This window comes from Reichenbachiella sp. 5M10 (genome assembly GCF_002742335.1).
Taxonomy (GTDB): domain Bacteria; phylum Bacteroidota; class Bacteroidia; order Cytophagales; family Cyclobacteriaceae; genus Reichenbachiella.
Window position 1 is genome coordinate 3,404,458 of the sequence record NZ_MDGR01000007.1, and the last position, 16,156, is coordinate 3,420,613.

Genomic DNA, 16,156 nt, shown 5'->3' on the forward strand with positions numbered 1-16,156 from the left:
CCACCAAAACCTCGACAAATATGAGTGAAGGACTAATCAATTTTCTCACAGCATGGCAAAACACCATGTACATCTTAGCTCCATCAGCTGTTGCACTAGGTATCATCATACTGGTCGTATTCAAACTACTACTCGGTAGCAAAAAAGAATTGAAGTCCAAATATGATTTCGTCAGCAAGTTCGAGTACAACTTCTTGTTTGCGACACATGCATCCATCGCTCTAGGCATATTCTTCATCTGCAATACCTATAAACAAGAAACTGTCCTTCTTAGTTTCATTTGGTTCTTCATTCGCATCTTCATCTCACTATGTATAGGAGTGCTCTACGGGTACATTGCACAGCTGATGCTGAAGTACTACTACCCAGGAGTTCAAGCCAAAAAGCTACACAAATACAGGTACACACCTCGAACCAACCCTAACAATGGAAATGAAATGAAGTTGCTCAGTGAAGAAGAGGAAGATGTATATCTCGACGAAGGTATGCAAGCAGAAGAGGATGTATTCTCGGTCGACTATGATGTATGGATTGATACAGAAACGGGAGATACCAAAATAGAAAAATATGAAGGTAGACTCAGCGCCCTCAAATGTGATCGATGTGGGTTCCAAACCCTCAAATTAGAAAAAGAAGAAGTAATCAAAGACGCCAGTACAGAACAGGAAGGAGAACTGATCAAACACTACAAGTGTTCCTACTGCAAGCGTATCAAGCGCAAGAATGTCAAGCTGTCGATGGGAAAAACGGAAAGTGACTACATACTCACTGAGCAATCCCAGTTTGTCAACCTCTCCAACAGTAAAAAAGTCATCCTCATCAAAGTCGCTATACACAGCAACGAAGGAGAAATCAAAAATTACGAATTCCAAAATCTCAACGAAGCACAAAAATTTCTACGTGAATTCAGCTTTAAGAAATCAATTGAATAAGATGGTCTTACCTCTTATAGCTTCCACCTACAAAAAAGGCCGATTAGTCATAGACTAATCGGCCTTTTTCAAATATCCTAACGTACGAAACTTACGCCTGTACGCCATCTACAGACACTACAGAGACATAAGATCTGTTTTGTCTTCCTTTTCTGAATTCTACTACACCGTCTGTCAAAGCAAACAATGTATGATCCTTACCAATACCAACATTCACGCCAGGATGGTGCTTTGTTCCTCTTTGTCTCACGATGATGTTACCAGCTATGATTTTCTCACCGCCAAAGATTTTCACCCCTAGTCGTTTACTATGTGATTCTCTTCCGTTTTTAGAACTACCTGCTCCTTTCTTATGTGCCATGGTGTTATATTATTTTATGGTCTCAATCAATATTTTTGTCAAGGCTTGTCTGTGCCCATTCTTCTTCTTGTAACCTTTTCTTCTTTTCTTCTTGAAAACGATCACTTTGTCGTCCTTCAAGTGAGAAAGGATTTTTGCTGTTACTTTAGCACCCTTTACTGTTGGAGTACCTACGTTGACTTTACCGTCGTTATCTACTAACAACACATTGTCAAACTCTACGGAAGCGCCCTCTTCACCATCCAATGCTGGAGCATAGATGAATTGGTCTTGCGTTACTTTGAACTGCTTTCCTGCTATATCTACTATTGCGTACATAATTTATTTAATATACCTTTTAAAAATTCGGATTGCAAAGCTAATAATATTACACAGTATATACAACCGATCATTTAGCATTTTATACGAACTAAAAAAATATTTTTTTTATCACTTTTTTTCACCCCTCAAAAACACCATTCAGAGGGTAAAGTACAAGTTCGTAAAATCCAATCATTGATATGTATATCAAGCACTTAAACACTTTTTTCATACTCATCAAAAGCCCTCCTTTCATACACTTGTTGGGATTGATTTTTTGATGCCTTTTTTTCATATTTGTACTACTTGTTCGAAGGACCCAGCACACCAAAAGAACAAGTCATCCTATAGAATAACGTATGAACACCATTGAATCGCTTTTCAGCTCCACCCAGCGGCTGAACGATTTCATTTTTTGGTGTCTCCATATTCTATTGGGGTTCAATTAATGTCAGTAACCAATAAATAAAGAGTGTAACCAAATAAAAATGGCAAATCCTAGCATCGAAAACGAACCAATATTGAGAGAAAACAAAGACCGGTTCGTTTTGTTCCCTATCGAGAAGAATGACATCTGGCAGTTTTACAAGAAAGCTGAAGCTAGTTTTTGGACAGCCGAAGAAATTGACCTCAGCCAAGACCTAAAAGACTGGAACAATTTAAATGATGGAGAAAGACATTTTATCACGCACGTTTTAGCGTTCTTTGCAGCTAGTGATGGGATCGTCAATGAGAACCTCGCCGAGAACTTTGTCTCCGAAGTACAGTACACCGAAGCAAAATTCTTTTATGGGTTTCAAATTGCGATTGAAAACATACACTCCGAAACCTATTCTTTGTTGATTGACACCTATGTCAAAGACAACAAGGAGAAGGATAAACTATTTCACGCAGTGGAGACTATCCCTTGCGTAAAGAAAAAAGCAGACTGGGCACTCCGATGGATCGACAATGGTTCTTTTGCTGAGCGCCTGATTGCTTTTGCTGCAGTAGAAGGTATCTTCTTCTCTGGTTCGTTCTGTTCTATCTTTTGGCTAAAAAAGAGAGGATTGATGCCAGGATTGACTTTTTCAAACGAGTTGATCTCTAGAGACGAAGGATTGCACTGCGATTTTGCTTGTTTGTTGTACAACGACCATTTGGTCAACAAACTTTCTGAGGAAACCATCAAAGAAATCATCTGTGATGCCGTAACCATAGAGAAAGAGTTTGTCACTGACGCCATCCCTGTCAAATTGATCGGAATGAACTCAGAGCTGATGTGTCAGTACATCGAGTTTGTTGCAGACAGATTGCTCATGGAGCTCAACTGTGACAAAGTATACAACGCTACCAACCCCTTTGATTTCATGGAGATGATCTCATTGCAGGGCAAGACCAATTTCTTTGAAAAAAGAGTGGCAGAATACCAAAAAGCGGGAGTCATGAACGATGGCAATGATGACTCTCCAAAATTTAGTTTAGACGAAGACTTTTAATATAATATTAGATAACCCCTTATTCCCTATCGCCTTATGTTAGTAATAAAAAGAGATGGTCGCCGCGAATCTGTGAAGTTCGATAAAGTGACTGCCCGAATCGAAAAACTCTGCTACGGCCTCAACACCTCCTTCATTGAGCCTATTGATATCGCTAAAAAAGTAATCAATGGTATCTATGACGGTGTAACGACTGTAGAACTAGACAATTTAGCTGCTGAGACCGCTGCTGCTTTGACAACTGTCCACCCGGATTTTGCCAAACTTGCTGCTCGTATTGCTATATCTAACCTACACAAGACTACAAGCAAATCATTCTCTAACACGATGAAGAGAATGTATACCTACATAGATCCTAAAACTGGCGAGAATGCTTCGCTGATCGCAAAGGATGTATATGGTATCATCAAAGAAAACGCAGCGCTACTAGACTCTTCTATCATCTACGATAGAGATTTTGGGTATGACTACTTTGGGTTCAAAACACTCGAAAGATCATATCTCATGAAACTAGACGGCCAGATCGTAGAGAGACCACAGCACATGCTCATGAGAGTAGCAGTAGGCATTCACAAAGAAGATATCCCAGCGGCTATCGAGACCTACAACTTGCTTTCTGAAAAGTGGTTTACACACGCTACTCCTACGTTGTTCAACGCGGGAACACCGAAACCACAGTTGTCTTCTTGTTTTCTGCTAACAATGAAAGATGACAGTATCGATGGGATCTACGACACACTGAAACAAACCGCTAAAATATCTCAATCTGCAGGGGGAATCGGATTGAGCATTCACAACGTAAGAGCGACTGGATCATATATTAAAGGAACTAACGGCGTATCCAATGGTATCGTACCGATGTTGAGAAACTTCGACATGACGGCTAGATACGTAGACCAAGGCGGGGGAAAAAGAAAAGGAAGCTTTGCGATCTATCTAGAGCCATGGCATGCGGATATTTTTGATTTCTTGGACTTGAAAAAGAACCACGGTAAAGAAGAGTTGAGAGCAAGAGATTTGTTCTACGCACTTTGGACACCAGACTTGTTCATGCAGAGAGTCAAAGAAAACGGCGAGTGGACCCTCATGTGTCCACACGAATGCCCTGGACTAGCAGAAGTACACGGTGAGGAGTTTGAAAAGCTATACACCAAGTACGAATCAGAAGGTAGAGGCAGAAAAACCATCAAGGCACAAGACCTATGGTTCGAGATTCTTGAATCTCAAATCGAGACAGGTACGCCATACATGCTCTTCAAAGATGCTGCCAACAAGAAGTCGAATCAGAAGAACTTAGGTACGATCAAGTCTAGTAACTTGTGTACAGAGATCATCGAATACACTTCTCCTGACGAGGTAGCGGTATGTAACCTAGCTTCTATCGCATTGCCGATGTACATCAACGAGAACAACGAGTTTGATCATCAGAAGCTATATGACATCACTTATGTGATCACCAAGAACTTGAACAAAGTGATTGACGTGAATTACTACCCAGTACCAGAGGCTAAGAACTCAAATATGAGACACAGACCTATCGGTATCGGCGTACAAGGATTGGCGGATACATTCATGAAATTGAGAATGCCATTCGACTCTCCTGAAGCAAGAAGGCTCAATAGCGAAATATTCGAAACCATCTATTTCGCATCGATGACCGCTTCTAAGGATATCGCCAAAGTAGAAGGTGCTTACGAAACATTCAAAGGCTCTCCAGTATCCAAAGGAATATTCCAATACGACATGTGGAATGTAACTCCGACAGATCGATGGGATTGGACTAGCTTGAAACAAGAAGTAAAAAAGCACGGGGTGAGAAACTCATTGCTATTGGCTCCTATGCCTACAGCATCGACTTCACAAATCCTAGGCAACAATGAATGCTTCGAGCCCTACACTTCCAACATGTACTTGAGAAGAGTACTATCAGGTGAATTCACGGTAGTAAACAAGCACTTGATGAACGACCTCATCGAGCTTGGCATCTGGGATGACAGCATGAAAAACAGAATCATGAACGCAAACGGTTCTATTCAAAATATCGCTGAGATACCACAGGAGATCAAAGACATCTACAAGACCGTGTGGGAGATATCGCAAAAAGCGATCATCGACATGTCGGCTGATAGAGGGGCGTTCATTTGCCAAAGTCAGAGTTTGAACATCCACTTGCAGGAGCCTAACTTCGGAAAAATGACTTCTATGCACTTCTATGCGTGGGAGAAAGGATTGAAAACAGGCATGTACTACTTGAGAACGAAAGCTGCAGCTGACGCCATCAAGTTTACACTCACCAAAGATAAAAATGTAGAGTCTGAAGCGGCAAAACTGACCGACAGAGCAGGTCAAGCCAATTCAGATTTCGAATGCGTAGGATGCGGTAGCTAAACTACTTACTTACAGAACACAAAAAGGCCCTAACAATTTGATTGCTAGGGCCTTTTTTATTCCCTTAGATTTTCTCAAATACCAAACGGTAATGATCCATGATCTCTTCTTCAAAACACACTCGGTTTGGACTGACTTTGAAAACAGCCACTTGATGTCTAAATTCTTTGTTGGTCAATAGCTTAGGCACCAAACTAAGGTAGAGCCAATATTTCTTGAGATTAAACTTCCTGAACCTTTTTCTCCATTGACCTATCGTCTCGATATAATCCAATCGACCACTGCTCTGTGAAATCAACTTGAAATATGGTTTGGCACAGTCGATCACCATTTCAGGGCCGTAGGGCAACCAAGACCCTGGAAACTCCTTGATCATCAAGGCTAAAACATGTGAAGCAGAACCTGGCTCTGCATTGATATCAATATCCTCAAAAGGCAACATGTTCTTGCTAAACGTCATCGTTTGCATATAGTATCTACCTCCTACTGGCAGCAAATCATAAAGCACCTTGAAAAAATCCTTGTAGACCTGTTCCTGTTTGCCAGCCTGCCACTCCTCCACTGAACAAAAATGCTCCAGGCCTCCGATGCATGTAATGGCATCAAACGTACCATAATCTTCCGGCTTCACCGTACGGCAATCTCTCACGATGACATTAAACCCATTCTTTTGACAGGCATCCGCTTGACCCTGTGATAGTGTCAGACCCATGCTAGTTGCTCCTCGCTCTTTGACTATGTATCTCGTAAACGGTGCCCAGCCACAAGCCATGTCCAACACTTTGCTTCCTTCCTTGATATTGAGACTGTCTGCGATGAATTTATGTTTTGCTTTTTGAGCATCTTCCAATGTCATGGAAAAATCTCCATCGTATTTGGCACCACTGTAATCCCCGGTTTCCCCCATACTTAGGCGAAAAATCTTGTCTATCGTAGTGTAAGTAAAATCTAGGTCTGCTTGTTGAGCCACTGCTTATTATTTAGAAGGTGTAAGTAGTGGCGATCGCCGCTACACAGGTAGTAAGATATAAATAATATATGGTGCGCTACCCGATCCTACCAAATATGTAAGAAAAAGGATCAACGCACTTGATGGGCTCGAAAAATCACAAGTTTATCCTCCTCGATATCTTGAGAGGACAATTGATCTCCTATCAATCTTGGAGCCAGTATTCCTTTCTTGAAATTACTTTCGGAAATAAAAACGCGTGCTTCGTTCCACAAACCCTGCTCTATGAATGCATGCAAAACCGCACTGCCCCCTTCAACAATCAGAGACTGAACCTTGCGCTTTGCAAGGTCCGTAAGTACTGCACTCATGCCATCGCTAGCATCCAACTTCACATACTCAAGATTGTCTGACTTTGAAGACCGAAGGGTGTTGTAACAAATCGTAGGAATCGACTGATCCATGATCTTGTAGCCCGACCCCAACTCCAAGTTGCGATCCATGAATACACGCAATGGATCTCTCCCCACCCAATCTCTCACATTGAGTGTAGGGTTGTCGTACATTACAGTGTTTTTCCCTACCAAGATTGCATCTTCTTCCGCCCTCCAGCGGTGAACGAGCTGACGGGAGTATCCATTACTGATCCACCTTGAGTCGTAGTTTTCCCGAGCCACAAAACCATCAGCAGTCTGCGCCCATTTGAGAATAACATAAGGTCGCTGATATCGAACGAAGTGAAAAAAACGGCAATTGAGCTCTTCTCCTACCTCTTCCAATATTCCGACTTGTACTTCGATACCCGCATGAGTGAGTTTATCAATCCCCCCCCCATTGACCAATGGAAACGGATCCTGATTCGCTATCACCACTCGTTTAACTTGATGCTTTATGAGCAAATCCGCACAAGGTGGTGTTTTACCTTGATGAGCACAAGGTTCCAAAGTCACATACACCGTGGATTGAGACAAAAGAGATTTCTTATCCACGCTATTTACAGCATTGACCTCTGCATGTTCTTCTCCATATTTTTGATGCCAGCCTTCGCCTATGATGCGTCCCTCATATACGATCACACAGCCCACCATAGGGTTGGGACTCACACTTCCTCTACCCTTTTCGGCCAATTCAAAAGCCCGCTGCATAAAATATTGATCCGAGGTTTTATTCATCGGCTAAAGATACTTTTCTTTCCATATTTTTGCCGTATGAAGGTCATCTTTCCCAAAGAAACTCAACAATCCATACTCGCCATTCTCTCCCTCTCGTACGACATTGCTGAGGCCTCCTCGCTCTCATTCCTACTTGTAGAGCACGTATTTGGGTGGACACGTACGAGTATCATCATCAACTCAGCACATACTCCGACACTAGCTCAACAAAATCTACTGGATTCCTGTCTGGTTAGATTACAAAACCAGGAGCCTATTCAGTACATTATTGGTATGGCAGACTTTTATGGCCGGACGTTTCATGTCAATGAGTACACCTTGATCCCGCGACAAGAAACTGAGTCCCTGATCCAATACATCAAAGCATACCAAGCTTGGTCCCAGCCTAAAATAGCAGATATCGGTACAGGATCAGGTTGCATCCCATGTACCTTGAGTCTCGAAATGGCCACATCTGAAGTACATGCCTACGACATTAGCGAAGAAGCGCTCTCTGTAGCAACCCAAAATGCCCAAGCACTCGGCTGTTCTTCCATCCAGTTTCACTCCATTGACATATTGCACGATTCTCTCGCCGAATCTGGTTTTGACTTGATTGTCAGCAACCCTCCCTATGTACTCCAATCAGAAAAAAACACCATGCACGCCAATGTTTTGGAGCACGAACCTCACTTGGCCTTATTCGTCGAAGATGACAACCCGCTCGTTTTTTACAAGGTCATCGCCCGCCAAGCCAAGACAGCGCTAAAACCTGGAGGTGTTCTATTTTTTGAAATCAACGAACAATACGGCAACCCAACAGAAGGTCTCCTGCTGAGTCTAGGCTATCATCACACGCAAATCCACCTAGACATCCACGGCAAGGACCGCTTCGTCTCTGCTCAATGGGGTTAATTTGCGTATGCTTTTAATCGCTCGACGAGGCTTACAAACTGCTTGTAGGTGGCTTTGAGTTTTTCCGATTTTCTAAACACCATATTCTGGCGATAGACATACCACGCTTTATTGAATCGCCCCAAAAGCAACAAACTAATTGGCAATCCCATCAATACAACCAAGCTGATCAACCAAGACCCTGACAAACTATAAGTAAGCCAAGTATACCCTCCCCAAACGAATGGCAACCCGACGAGTCCAATACCAAAATAAATCGTATCTGCGAAAACCTTGTCCTTGATCCCTTTCATGATCTTCCAAGGAAGAATGATCACTGGTAGATTGGCCAAAAAGCCTATCAACGCAAAAGGGCTCAACACTGTCAAGAGCAAAACAACCAGTCCAGGAGATTTCCGGTATTCAAAAGGAAAGTTCAAACCACCTTGTTCCAATTCCCGAGCCAATGTCAACACTTCTTGCTTTTCTTGAGAGCTTGCCTTCACGTCCAAGATTCTAGATTGAGCGTTGATCACCTGATAGTCCAAGATCAACTTTCGGGGATTCTGATCATGAAAATATACTTTTTCCAAATACTCATATCCCTCTACGGGTAGAGCAGCATGGTACTTTTTCAATTCCTCCTCAAAACGGTTCTTCAGCGCATCGATATTGTCCGCACTTTCTTCTTGCTTCTCCACTTTGATCGCCTCCCCATAATGCAACACGACAGATGATCTAAACTTCTTCTGTCCCGAATATGTCAACCCAATCGGTACTAGATACAGAGCCTCCGGTGAGTCTGGCTCACTCACTCCCCCCAAGGCAATCCTCGCGATTCCTTTTTTCATGGGTTTCTCTACATATCGTTCGTCATGCGTCGCTTCAGGAAACAACATCAGCGATTCTCCTGCTTTGAAAGCATCGAAACACGCCCGAAAAATCTCTTGATTAGCCTTGATTGAATTGACCCCATCTCTGGCTCTATACACTGGCATCAAGTTCAACGAATTCAAAAACCGCTTTACCAGTGGGTTCTTAAACACATCGGCACGTACCAAATAGTGTGTCATCTGATAGACATGAGTAGTCATCAGCAAAGGATCTATCAAGGCATTTTGATGGTTTGCCCCAAAAATTACAGGCACTCCTTTGGGTACATTTTCGTACCCGATCACTTTGATTTTTTTGTAATAAAAATGAAGGCTAAGACGGACAAATATCCAAAAGGAATAGTACCACAGGTAACGTATTATTTGCATTAGTCGACAGTGTTTACATAATTCTCCCATTTCTCAATCGCAGATTGAAAATCGGCAGGTAGCTCAGAATCAAATTGTACAAATTCATTGGTTGACGGATGCACGAAACCAAGTGACTTGGCGTGCAATGCTTGTCGAGGTATAATTTTAAAGCAATTATCTACAAATTGCTTGTATTTCGTAAAGGTCGTACCCTTCAATATTCGATCTCCCCCATAAGTCGCGTCGTTGAACAGCGGGTGACCAATGTATTTGAGGTGGGCCCTGATTTGATGCGTACGTCCAGTTTCAAGATTACACTTGATCAAAGAGACATAGCGTAGATTCTTAAGCACTTGATAGTGCGTGATGGCCTTTCGTCCGAAATCTCCCTCAGGAAAAGGCGCTGTAATCCTACGGTCCTTTAAACTCCGTCCCAGATTCACATCGATGGTTCCTTTGTCCTCTATAGGCTCCCCCCACACGATAGCGTAGTATGTACGCTCGATACTATGGTCGAAAAACTGCTTTGCAAGACTTGTCATGGCCTTTTCATTTTTGGCAATCACAAGCAATCCAGACGTATCCTTATCGATACGATGCACCAACCCTGGGCGACCATCATTATTAGGCATGGTGGGCAAGTTTTGAAAATGCCACGTCAACGCATTCACCAAAGTTCCGGACCAGTTTTGATAAGCAGGGTGTACTACCATACCCGGCTCCTTATTGACCACTAAGATATCCTCATCTTCATACACGATATTGAGCGGGATATTTTCGGGGACAATCTCCGTGTCGCTTGGTGGCTCTGGGAGCTCTACCGTGAGTACATCTCCAGGACGCACCTTATAGTTGGGCTTTACACTTTCATCGTTTACTTTGATAAATCCGTCTTTGATCCCATCTTGTACTTTGTTTCTTGTGACGTTGGGCAGCTTGTCCATCAAGAATTTATCCACCCGGAGCAACTCTTGTTTTGGATCAGCTACAATCCTATGATGTTCGAACAACTCGCCTTCTTCTATATATGCTTCATCCATGTTTGGCAAATTTAGTCTTTCGCTAGCTTATATCGAATAGGATTATCCATGGAACTTGCTCTAAAATAACTGGATAGTCAACTGTTGATACATACAATTCATCGAATTAGTTTTGTAATCAAATTGGCAGCTCATATCTTGGAATCAATTAAATAATCTAATTAAAATTATCAATCATGAAAACTAGAAACTTATACGCACTGAGCGTTGTGTTCGCCCTTTTTATTGCGTTTTCTGCACAAGCGCAGCAGGACAAAAAAGAAATCAAAGCACTGAGAAAAGAGCTGAATGACAAGGCTATAAAAGATGCTAGAAAAGAAGCCAAAAGTATAGAAAAAGCCGATTGGTTTACCCAACCAGGTACTATGCCCCTCGAGAAACAAATCGAAAGAGCATGGATGAAAGAGGTAGAAGTAGACGATGATGGTTACCCAAAATACTTCGTAGGTACGGGTAGTTCACTTGCAGGCACCCAATCTGCTGCAAAACTTCAAGCCTCAACTATCGCCAAGCAAGATCTCGCAGGCCGTATCAGCTCAAGCATCGCCTCTATCATAGAGACCAATATCTCTACCGAGCAATTGACTGCTGAAGATGCTGCCACGATTCAGCAAACCGTATCTGCATCGACAGAGGTGATTTCTCAAAAATTGGCTCGTGTGATTCCTTTGACAGAATTGTATAGAAAAAATGGCAAAAACTACGAGTGCCAAATCCGAATCGCTTACAGTCAGGAGCTGGCTCAAGAAGCGGCCAAAGAAGTGATCAAGCAGGAGCTAGAAGACAAAACCAACGTGACTAGAGAAAAATTAGACAAATTGATGAATTTCTAGTAGCTAAGATTATTTAAGTGGGTTGGGGAGAATTACCTTCTTTCCAACCCTTTACTACCCCAGCACTACAATGAATAAAAAATCGATACTTTCCCTTCTATTTGCTCTTTCGTGCCTTACCGCATGGTGTCAAACCCCAGCATGGGTCAGCTATGCTGACCGAACCATCAACTATCCAGAGTCAGAATATTTGATGGGGTTCATGTCGGAGCACAACCTCAACGACGAACCCGAAGAAGAACTCATCGCTCGACTCAGGGGATATAGCAAAGACCAAGTCGTCGAGAGTATCCTCATTGACATCAACAGCATCAGTACCCTCAACATCCACAACGTCAATGCAGACACTCATGAAGAGTACAAACGGGCCAGTAGCACCGTCAGCAACGCATCAATCGCCGGACTCAAGACCGAAAGCTACTACGACAAACGTAAGAAAATAGGGTATGCATTTTCCTACGCACGAAAGGAAGACGTAATCAACTACTACAGCAACCAGATCGCCCAATCCCTAAACAAAGTCAACACCCAATACCTCATGACTAAAAATCAGATCATGACCGGTGATCACGAGACAGCTTTGAAGTCTCTCTATGCGATGCAAACCTCTCTAAAAAATCTAGATCAGAAATTCACCATGCTGATCACACTCACAGGAGACTATGACCATCCTGGTGTCAAGAGAGAGGACTACAACAGACACAAAGTCAATATCGACAAAGACCTCAACGCGATCAAAACCACTGATCAACTCAAGATCGACGATGCGGCGTTCTTCATTGCCTTTGCTCTCGATGCACAACTTGAAAGCAAGGACATGGTGATCAGAGTCAACAACTTCACCTATGAAGACACGCCGATGACGAGTTCGTTTTCGAGAAGAATGAAAAACAGCATTGAACAAAAACTCATCCAACAGGGCTACAGAGTAGCCAACGACGGAGGAATGACTCAAGACGCTCTGGTGCTCAATGGAACGTATTGGGAAAGTACCGATCAGCTGCAGATCACCACGCTCCTTCGAGAACAATCCAACGCCAACGCCATTGCAAGTGCTGATTGCGCTCTCTCAAAGGACATGCTCGAACTAGACCGGATCCCTTACAAACCCGAGAACTATACAGATGCTCTGGTCAGTATGAAGCAGTTTGCTACAGATGAAATCATAGCAGGTGGATTGGTAGTAGATATCTTCACCAACAAAGGGCAAGACAACCTTATCTTCACCCAAGGAGAAGAACTAAAGCTATTCGTAAAAGCCAATCAAGAATGTTACTTACGATTTATCTACCATCTTGCTGACGGGAGCCAAGTTTTGCTACTTGACGACTATTACATCAGCAGAGAGTATGTCAACAAAGCCTATCAGCTCCCTGATGTGTTTGAGTGTGCCGAACCATTTGGCTTTGAAACCCTCCAACTCAATGCACAAACCACTCCCTTTGCTCCTCTCAATACGAGAGAAGAATACGGTTACAAATTCATCCTAGATGGGAGTGCAGTCGTCCTGCAAAAAACGCGAGGATTCAAAAGATCTACCGACCAAGAAGTCCTACGCGCTGAAAAAAGAATCAACATTACTACCATGAGCCGGTGAGGCTCCTTCACCCTTTCGCTATGAGAATTATACTAGCATGTTTGCTCCTCGTGATTTCCAGTAATTTGGAAGCCCAAAAACTGATCATTGATAATCAGGGCCATTCTGGTCTCATCCATGATGTTGCATTCATCGATCAAGGCAAAAAAATACTGTCTGTCTCTGAAGACAAGTCCGTCCGAGTCTGGGACGTATCCTCTGGGACACTAGCGAAAACCTATCGCTTCGAGACAGAAGAGGGTGTCTATGGCAAAATCTATGCATCCGCTCTCTCTAAAGACGAGCGGTATTTGTTTCTGGGAGGCTACTTTGATGCTTCGAGTGGTCCCAAAGAAAACATCGGTGAGATACGCATACTCGATCTAGTCAACGAAAAACTACTCCCCAGCTTGAAAGGGCACCAAAATGTAATCCTAGACCTAGTCGTGTCAGAAGACGGCAGTAAACTGATTTCAGCTTCTGCTGACCAATCAATCATCGTCTGGGATCTCTCTCCTCTCAAGTACAGCAATCAAGCCTCTGTCATCACTTCCATCACTGACATAGCCTCTCACATCAATGCCATTGATTTTGATGTAGAAACAGGCACCATCGCAGCAGGTGATCAAGACGGCTATGTCCGCACTTGGTCTCTCAATGGTGGCAACCCTAGCCAGTTCAAAGTACATAGTGAGGCTGTCAGAGATGTGAAATTCAGTCCACATACACTATACTCTGCAGGAGAAGACGGACGAATCATCAAATGGACCAAAAACGGTAAATACATGGGAGACCTAGCCGAACTGCCTGGAGCGGTCAACGTACTGGAAGTATCCCAGGACGGAAACTATCTCACCGCCATGGGCCGTGTCGGGATCGTATACAGTCTCGCCAGTGAGATGCCTGTATCACACTTTGACTACCATACCAATGCCGTCAGCGCCATCACGAGCGCCCCCTTCAGTACTTTCGGTCAAGTCGAAGGGCAATACATGGCTTCCGCAGGTGGTGATGACAAAAACATTCTCCTTTGGGAAATCAAATCGGCTAAACTCGAACGCAACTTTGTCGGAAAAGGAAAAAGTGTCTTCGGGATAGGAATCAACGAAGACAATCAAGAGCTAGCCTTCAGTCAAACCAATTTGACTGGAGTTTTGGACGATGTTGTTTTGGAAAAAGCCTTTGATTTGAATGATTTCGTCTTCAAACAAACGTTAGAAAATCCAGCGAACTATCACAGAGCAACTACGCAAAGTGGCGACCAAGTGATCACCAAAGAATCTTCAAATTCAATAGCTTATGGTGCTCGGATGATCCATACAGACGAGAGACGAGACGGAACCGTGCGGTCCTTCACGTTCATGCAAGAGGGACAATCACTAGCCATCGGCTCTTCCTATACGCTCCTCAAGTACAGTACAGTTGGAGAAGAACTTCTCGGTTCGTTCAAAGGACATGAAGGAGAGGTATGGGCACTGGCAGACTATGCATCCGAAAATCTCCTTCTCTCTGCGAGCAATGACCAAACCATCAAAATTTGGAACAATACCACTGGAGAAAATCTCGCCAGTCTCTTCGTCTCTTCTGACAATGAATGGGTCATATGGACCCCTCAAGGTTTCTATGAAGCATCTGCAGGTGGAGAAAAATACATCGGTTGGCACATCAACAAAGGCCGCAACAATCTCGCGGAATTTCATGATGTATCGGCATTCAGAAACTTTTTCCACAAACCAGAAGTCATCCATGAAATTTTAAAACTAAAATCCTTTGAAAAAGTATCTGAGGTACTTGACTTGGATCCCAAAGAAGAGAAAATAACTCCACCGACAATTGACTGGATCACAGAGCCCAACACCCTCATCGAAGGCCGAGCTACAACTGTTCGTTTTAGCATTAGTTCACAAACACCTGTCACCCAACTCAAGCTCATGGCCAATGGAAGGCCCCTAATCTCACGCTCCGAACTTTCAATATCAGGCAACGGGCACGTCGAGCAAATCGATTGGGAAGTAGAAATCCCAGAAGGAAGCAGCGAAACCATCGTTTTCAGCGTCTTCGCTCAAGATCAACACTCCAAGATACTCTCTACAGAACGTAGCATCACCTTTGTTCAAAATGCACCACTCAACGCAACACCATCTAGTGGAAACAGTTCGGCTACCCCTCCCATACAAACTGTACTAGAAAACACCACCGAAAGAAGCCGAGTCACACTCGATCCAGTAGAAGTAGAAATCAAAAAAAGCAACCTCTACATGGTGTCTATCGGAGTCTCTGAATTCTCCGACCCGACCTACAATTTGAAATTTGCTGACGATGATGCCAATGCCATTGACGAATTGTTCAAAAATCAGAAAGGTAAAATGTTTAACAGTGTCACGAGCCTCAAACTCACCAATCAAGACGCTACCCGGGCAAAAATTCTGAAGACTTTTCAGCGTCTCGAACAATACACCACCGTCGATGATTTTGTGATTATATTCATCGCTTCACATGGCATCAACGAAGACAACAACTTCTACATACTTCCTCATGATGGCGATGCGAACAATCCACGTATATCTTGTATCGATTGGAGGGATTTTTCGGACTTGGTTGGCAACATGTCAGCCAAAGTAGTATTATTCATCGACACTTGCCATAGTGGTCAACTGGGCAACAACATCGGACAGAAACGCTTAAGCAACACAGAAGCTGTTCGTGAACTCTCCGGCAAAGAATATGGTGTCGTTATCATGGCGGCTGCTACAGGCTATGAATACTCTCTCGAACACGACGATTGGGGGCATGGGGCATTCACTCTGTCTATCCTAGAAGGGCTACAAGATGGCAAAGCAGACATCAAACCAGACGGCACTATCCATTTACGAGAATTGGACTACTACCTCTCCGAACGCGTGCAAGAACTCACCGGAGGTCGGCAGCACCCTACGACCCAAAAACCAAGTTCAATCAGCAAATTGTCCTTGGCTAAAGTGAAATAATCTCAATTATTCACTAAATTCAG

The 16,156-nt window shown here is 43.3% G+C and carries 13 protein-coding genes; 7 read left to right on the plus strand and 6 right to left on the minus strand.

The window, feature by feature from the left end; genetic code table 11:
- Window positions 1-20 precede the first annotated feature (20 nt).
- Entirely contained in the window at window positions 21-932 is a 912-nt protein-coding gene (locus tag BFP72_RS13530) for a hypothetical protein (RefSeq protein ID WP_099599641.1), read from the plus strand.
- A 91-nt stretch (window positions 933-1,023) separates the two neighbouring features.
- On the opposite strand, the gene rpmA is transcribed toward BFP72_RS13530, so the two are convergent.
- Window positions 1,024-1,293 (minus strand): 50S ribosomal protein L27, encoded by a 270-nt coding sequence (gene rpmA, locus BFP72_RS13535; RefSeq protein ID WP_099599642.1) that lies wholly within the window; start codon window positions 1,291-1,293, stop codon window positions 1,024-1,026.
- Between the two features lie 9 nt (window positions 1,294-1,302).
- Window positions 1,303-1,611 carry a 50S ribosomal protein L21 gene (rplU, locus tag BFP72_RS13540; protein WP_099599643.1) on the minus strand — a complete coding sequence of 103 codons (309 nt, stop codon included), beginning with the start codon at window positions 1,609-1,611 and terminating at the stop codon, window positions 1,303-1,305.
- A 470-nt stretch (window positions 1,612-2,081) separates the two neighbouring features.
- Between rplU and BFP72_RS13545 the strand changes: the two genes are divergently transcribed.
- Together BFP72_RS13545 and BFP72_RS13550 are read left to right on the plus strand one after the other, a co-directional pair.
- Window positions 2,082-3,071: a ribonucleoside-diphosphate reductase small subunit gene (locus BFP72_RS13545; RefSeq protein WP_099599644.1), complete on the plus strand. Its 990-nt coding sequence runs from the start codon at window positions 2,082-2,084 to the stop codon at window positions 3,069-3,071.
- A 36-nt stretch (window positions 3,072-3,107) separates the two neighbouring features.
- The gene (locus BFP72_RS13550) at window positions 3,108-5,459 is read left to right on the plus strand and encodes a ribonucleoside-diphosphate reductase subunit alpha (protein ID WP_099599645.1); all 2,352 of its coding nucleotides are present in this window, start codon (window positions 3,108-3,110) and stop codon (window positions 5,457-5,459) included.
- Window positions 5,460-5,523: 64 nt separating this feature from the next.
- Here the strand turns inward: BFP72_RS13550 and BFP72_RS13555 are convergent, their stop codons facing one another.
- Together BFP72_RS13555 and ribD are read right to left on the minus strand one after the other, a co-directional pair.
- The gene (locus tag BFP72_RS13555) at window positions 5,524-6,429 is read right to left on the minus strand and encodes a class I SAM-dependent methyltransferase (RefSeq protein ID WP_099599646.1); all 906 of its coding nucleotides are present in this window, start codon (window positions 6,427-6,429) and stop codon (window positions 5,524-5,526) included.
- 110 nt (window positions 6,430-6,539) lie between these two features.
- On the minus strand, window positions 6,540-7,580 hold the full coding sequence (gene ribD, locus BFP72_RS13560; RefSeq protein ID WP_099599647.1) for a bifunctional diaminohydroxyphosphoribosylaminopyrimidine deaminase/5-amino-6-(5-phosphoribosylamino)uracil reductase RibD: 1,041 nt from the start codon (window positions 7,578-7,580) through the stop codon (window positions 6,540-6,542).
- Between the two features lie 36 nt (window positions 7,581-7,616).
- Here ribD and prmC point away from each other — a divergent pair, with 36 nt between their 5' ends.
- Window positions 7,617-8,474 carry a peptide chain release factor N(5)-glutamine methyltransferase gene (gene prmC / locus BFP72_RS13565; protein ID WP_099599648.1) on the plus strand — a complete coding sequence of 286 codons (858 nt, stop codon included), beginning with the start codon at window positions 7,617-7,619 and terminating at the stop codon, window positions 8,472-8,474.
- On the opposite strand, the gene BFP72_RS13570 is transcribed toward prmC, so the two are convergent.
- Window positions 8,471-9,715: a lysophospholipid acyltransferase family protein gene (locus BFP72_RS13570; RefSeq protein ID WP_158233412.1), complete on the minus strand. Its 1,245-nt coding sequence runs from the start codon at window positions 9,713-9,715 to the stop codon at window positions 8,471-8,473. The two genes, prmC and BFP72_RS13570, sit on opposite strands and share 4 nt — an antisense overlap.
- The gene (locus BFP72_RS13575; RefSeq protein WP_099599650.1) at window positions 9,715-10,737 is read right to left on the minus strand and encodes an RluA family pseudouridine synthase; all 1,023 of its coding nucleotides are present in this window, start codon (window positions 10,735-10,737) and stop codon (window positions 9,715-9,717) included. Before BFP72_RS13575 ends, BFP72_RS13570 begins: the two co-directional genes overlap by 1 nt.
- A 176-nt stretch (window positions 10,738-10,913) precedes the next feature.
- On the opposite strand from BFP72_RS13575, the gene BFP72_RS13580 reads away from it, so the two are divergent.
- The 3 genes from BFP72_RS13580 to BFP72_RS13590 all read left to right on the plus strand — a co-directional run bounded on the left by BFP72_RS13580 (window position 10,914) and on the right by BFP72_RS13590 (window position 16,133).
- The gene (locus BFP72_RS13580; protein WP_099599651.1) at window positions 10,914-11,570 is read left to right on the plus strand and encodes a hypothetical protein; all 657 of its coding nucleotides are present in this window, start codon (window positions 10,914-10,916) and stop codon (window positions 11,568-11,570) included.
- Between the two features lie 70 nt (window positions 11,571-11,640).
- Window positions 11,641-13,167 (plus strand): hypothetical protein, encoded by a 1,527-nt coding sequence (locus tag BFP72_RS13585; RefSeq protein ID WP_099599652.1) that lies wholly within the window; start codon window positions 11,641-11,643, stop codon window positions 13,165-13,167.
- 20 nt (window positions 13,168-13,187) lie between these two features.
- Window positions 13,188-16,133, plus strand: coding sequence for a caspase family protein (locus BFP72_RS13590; RefSeq protein ID WP_099599653.1), 2,946 nt, complete (start codon window positions 13,188-13,190; stop codon window positions 16,131-16,133).
- The last annotated feature ends 23 nt before the right edge of the window (window positions 16,134-16,156 follow it).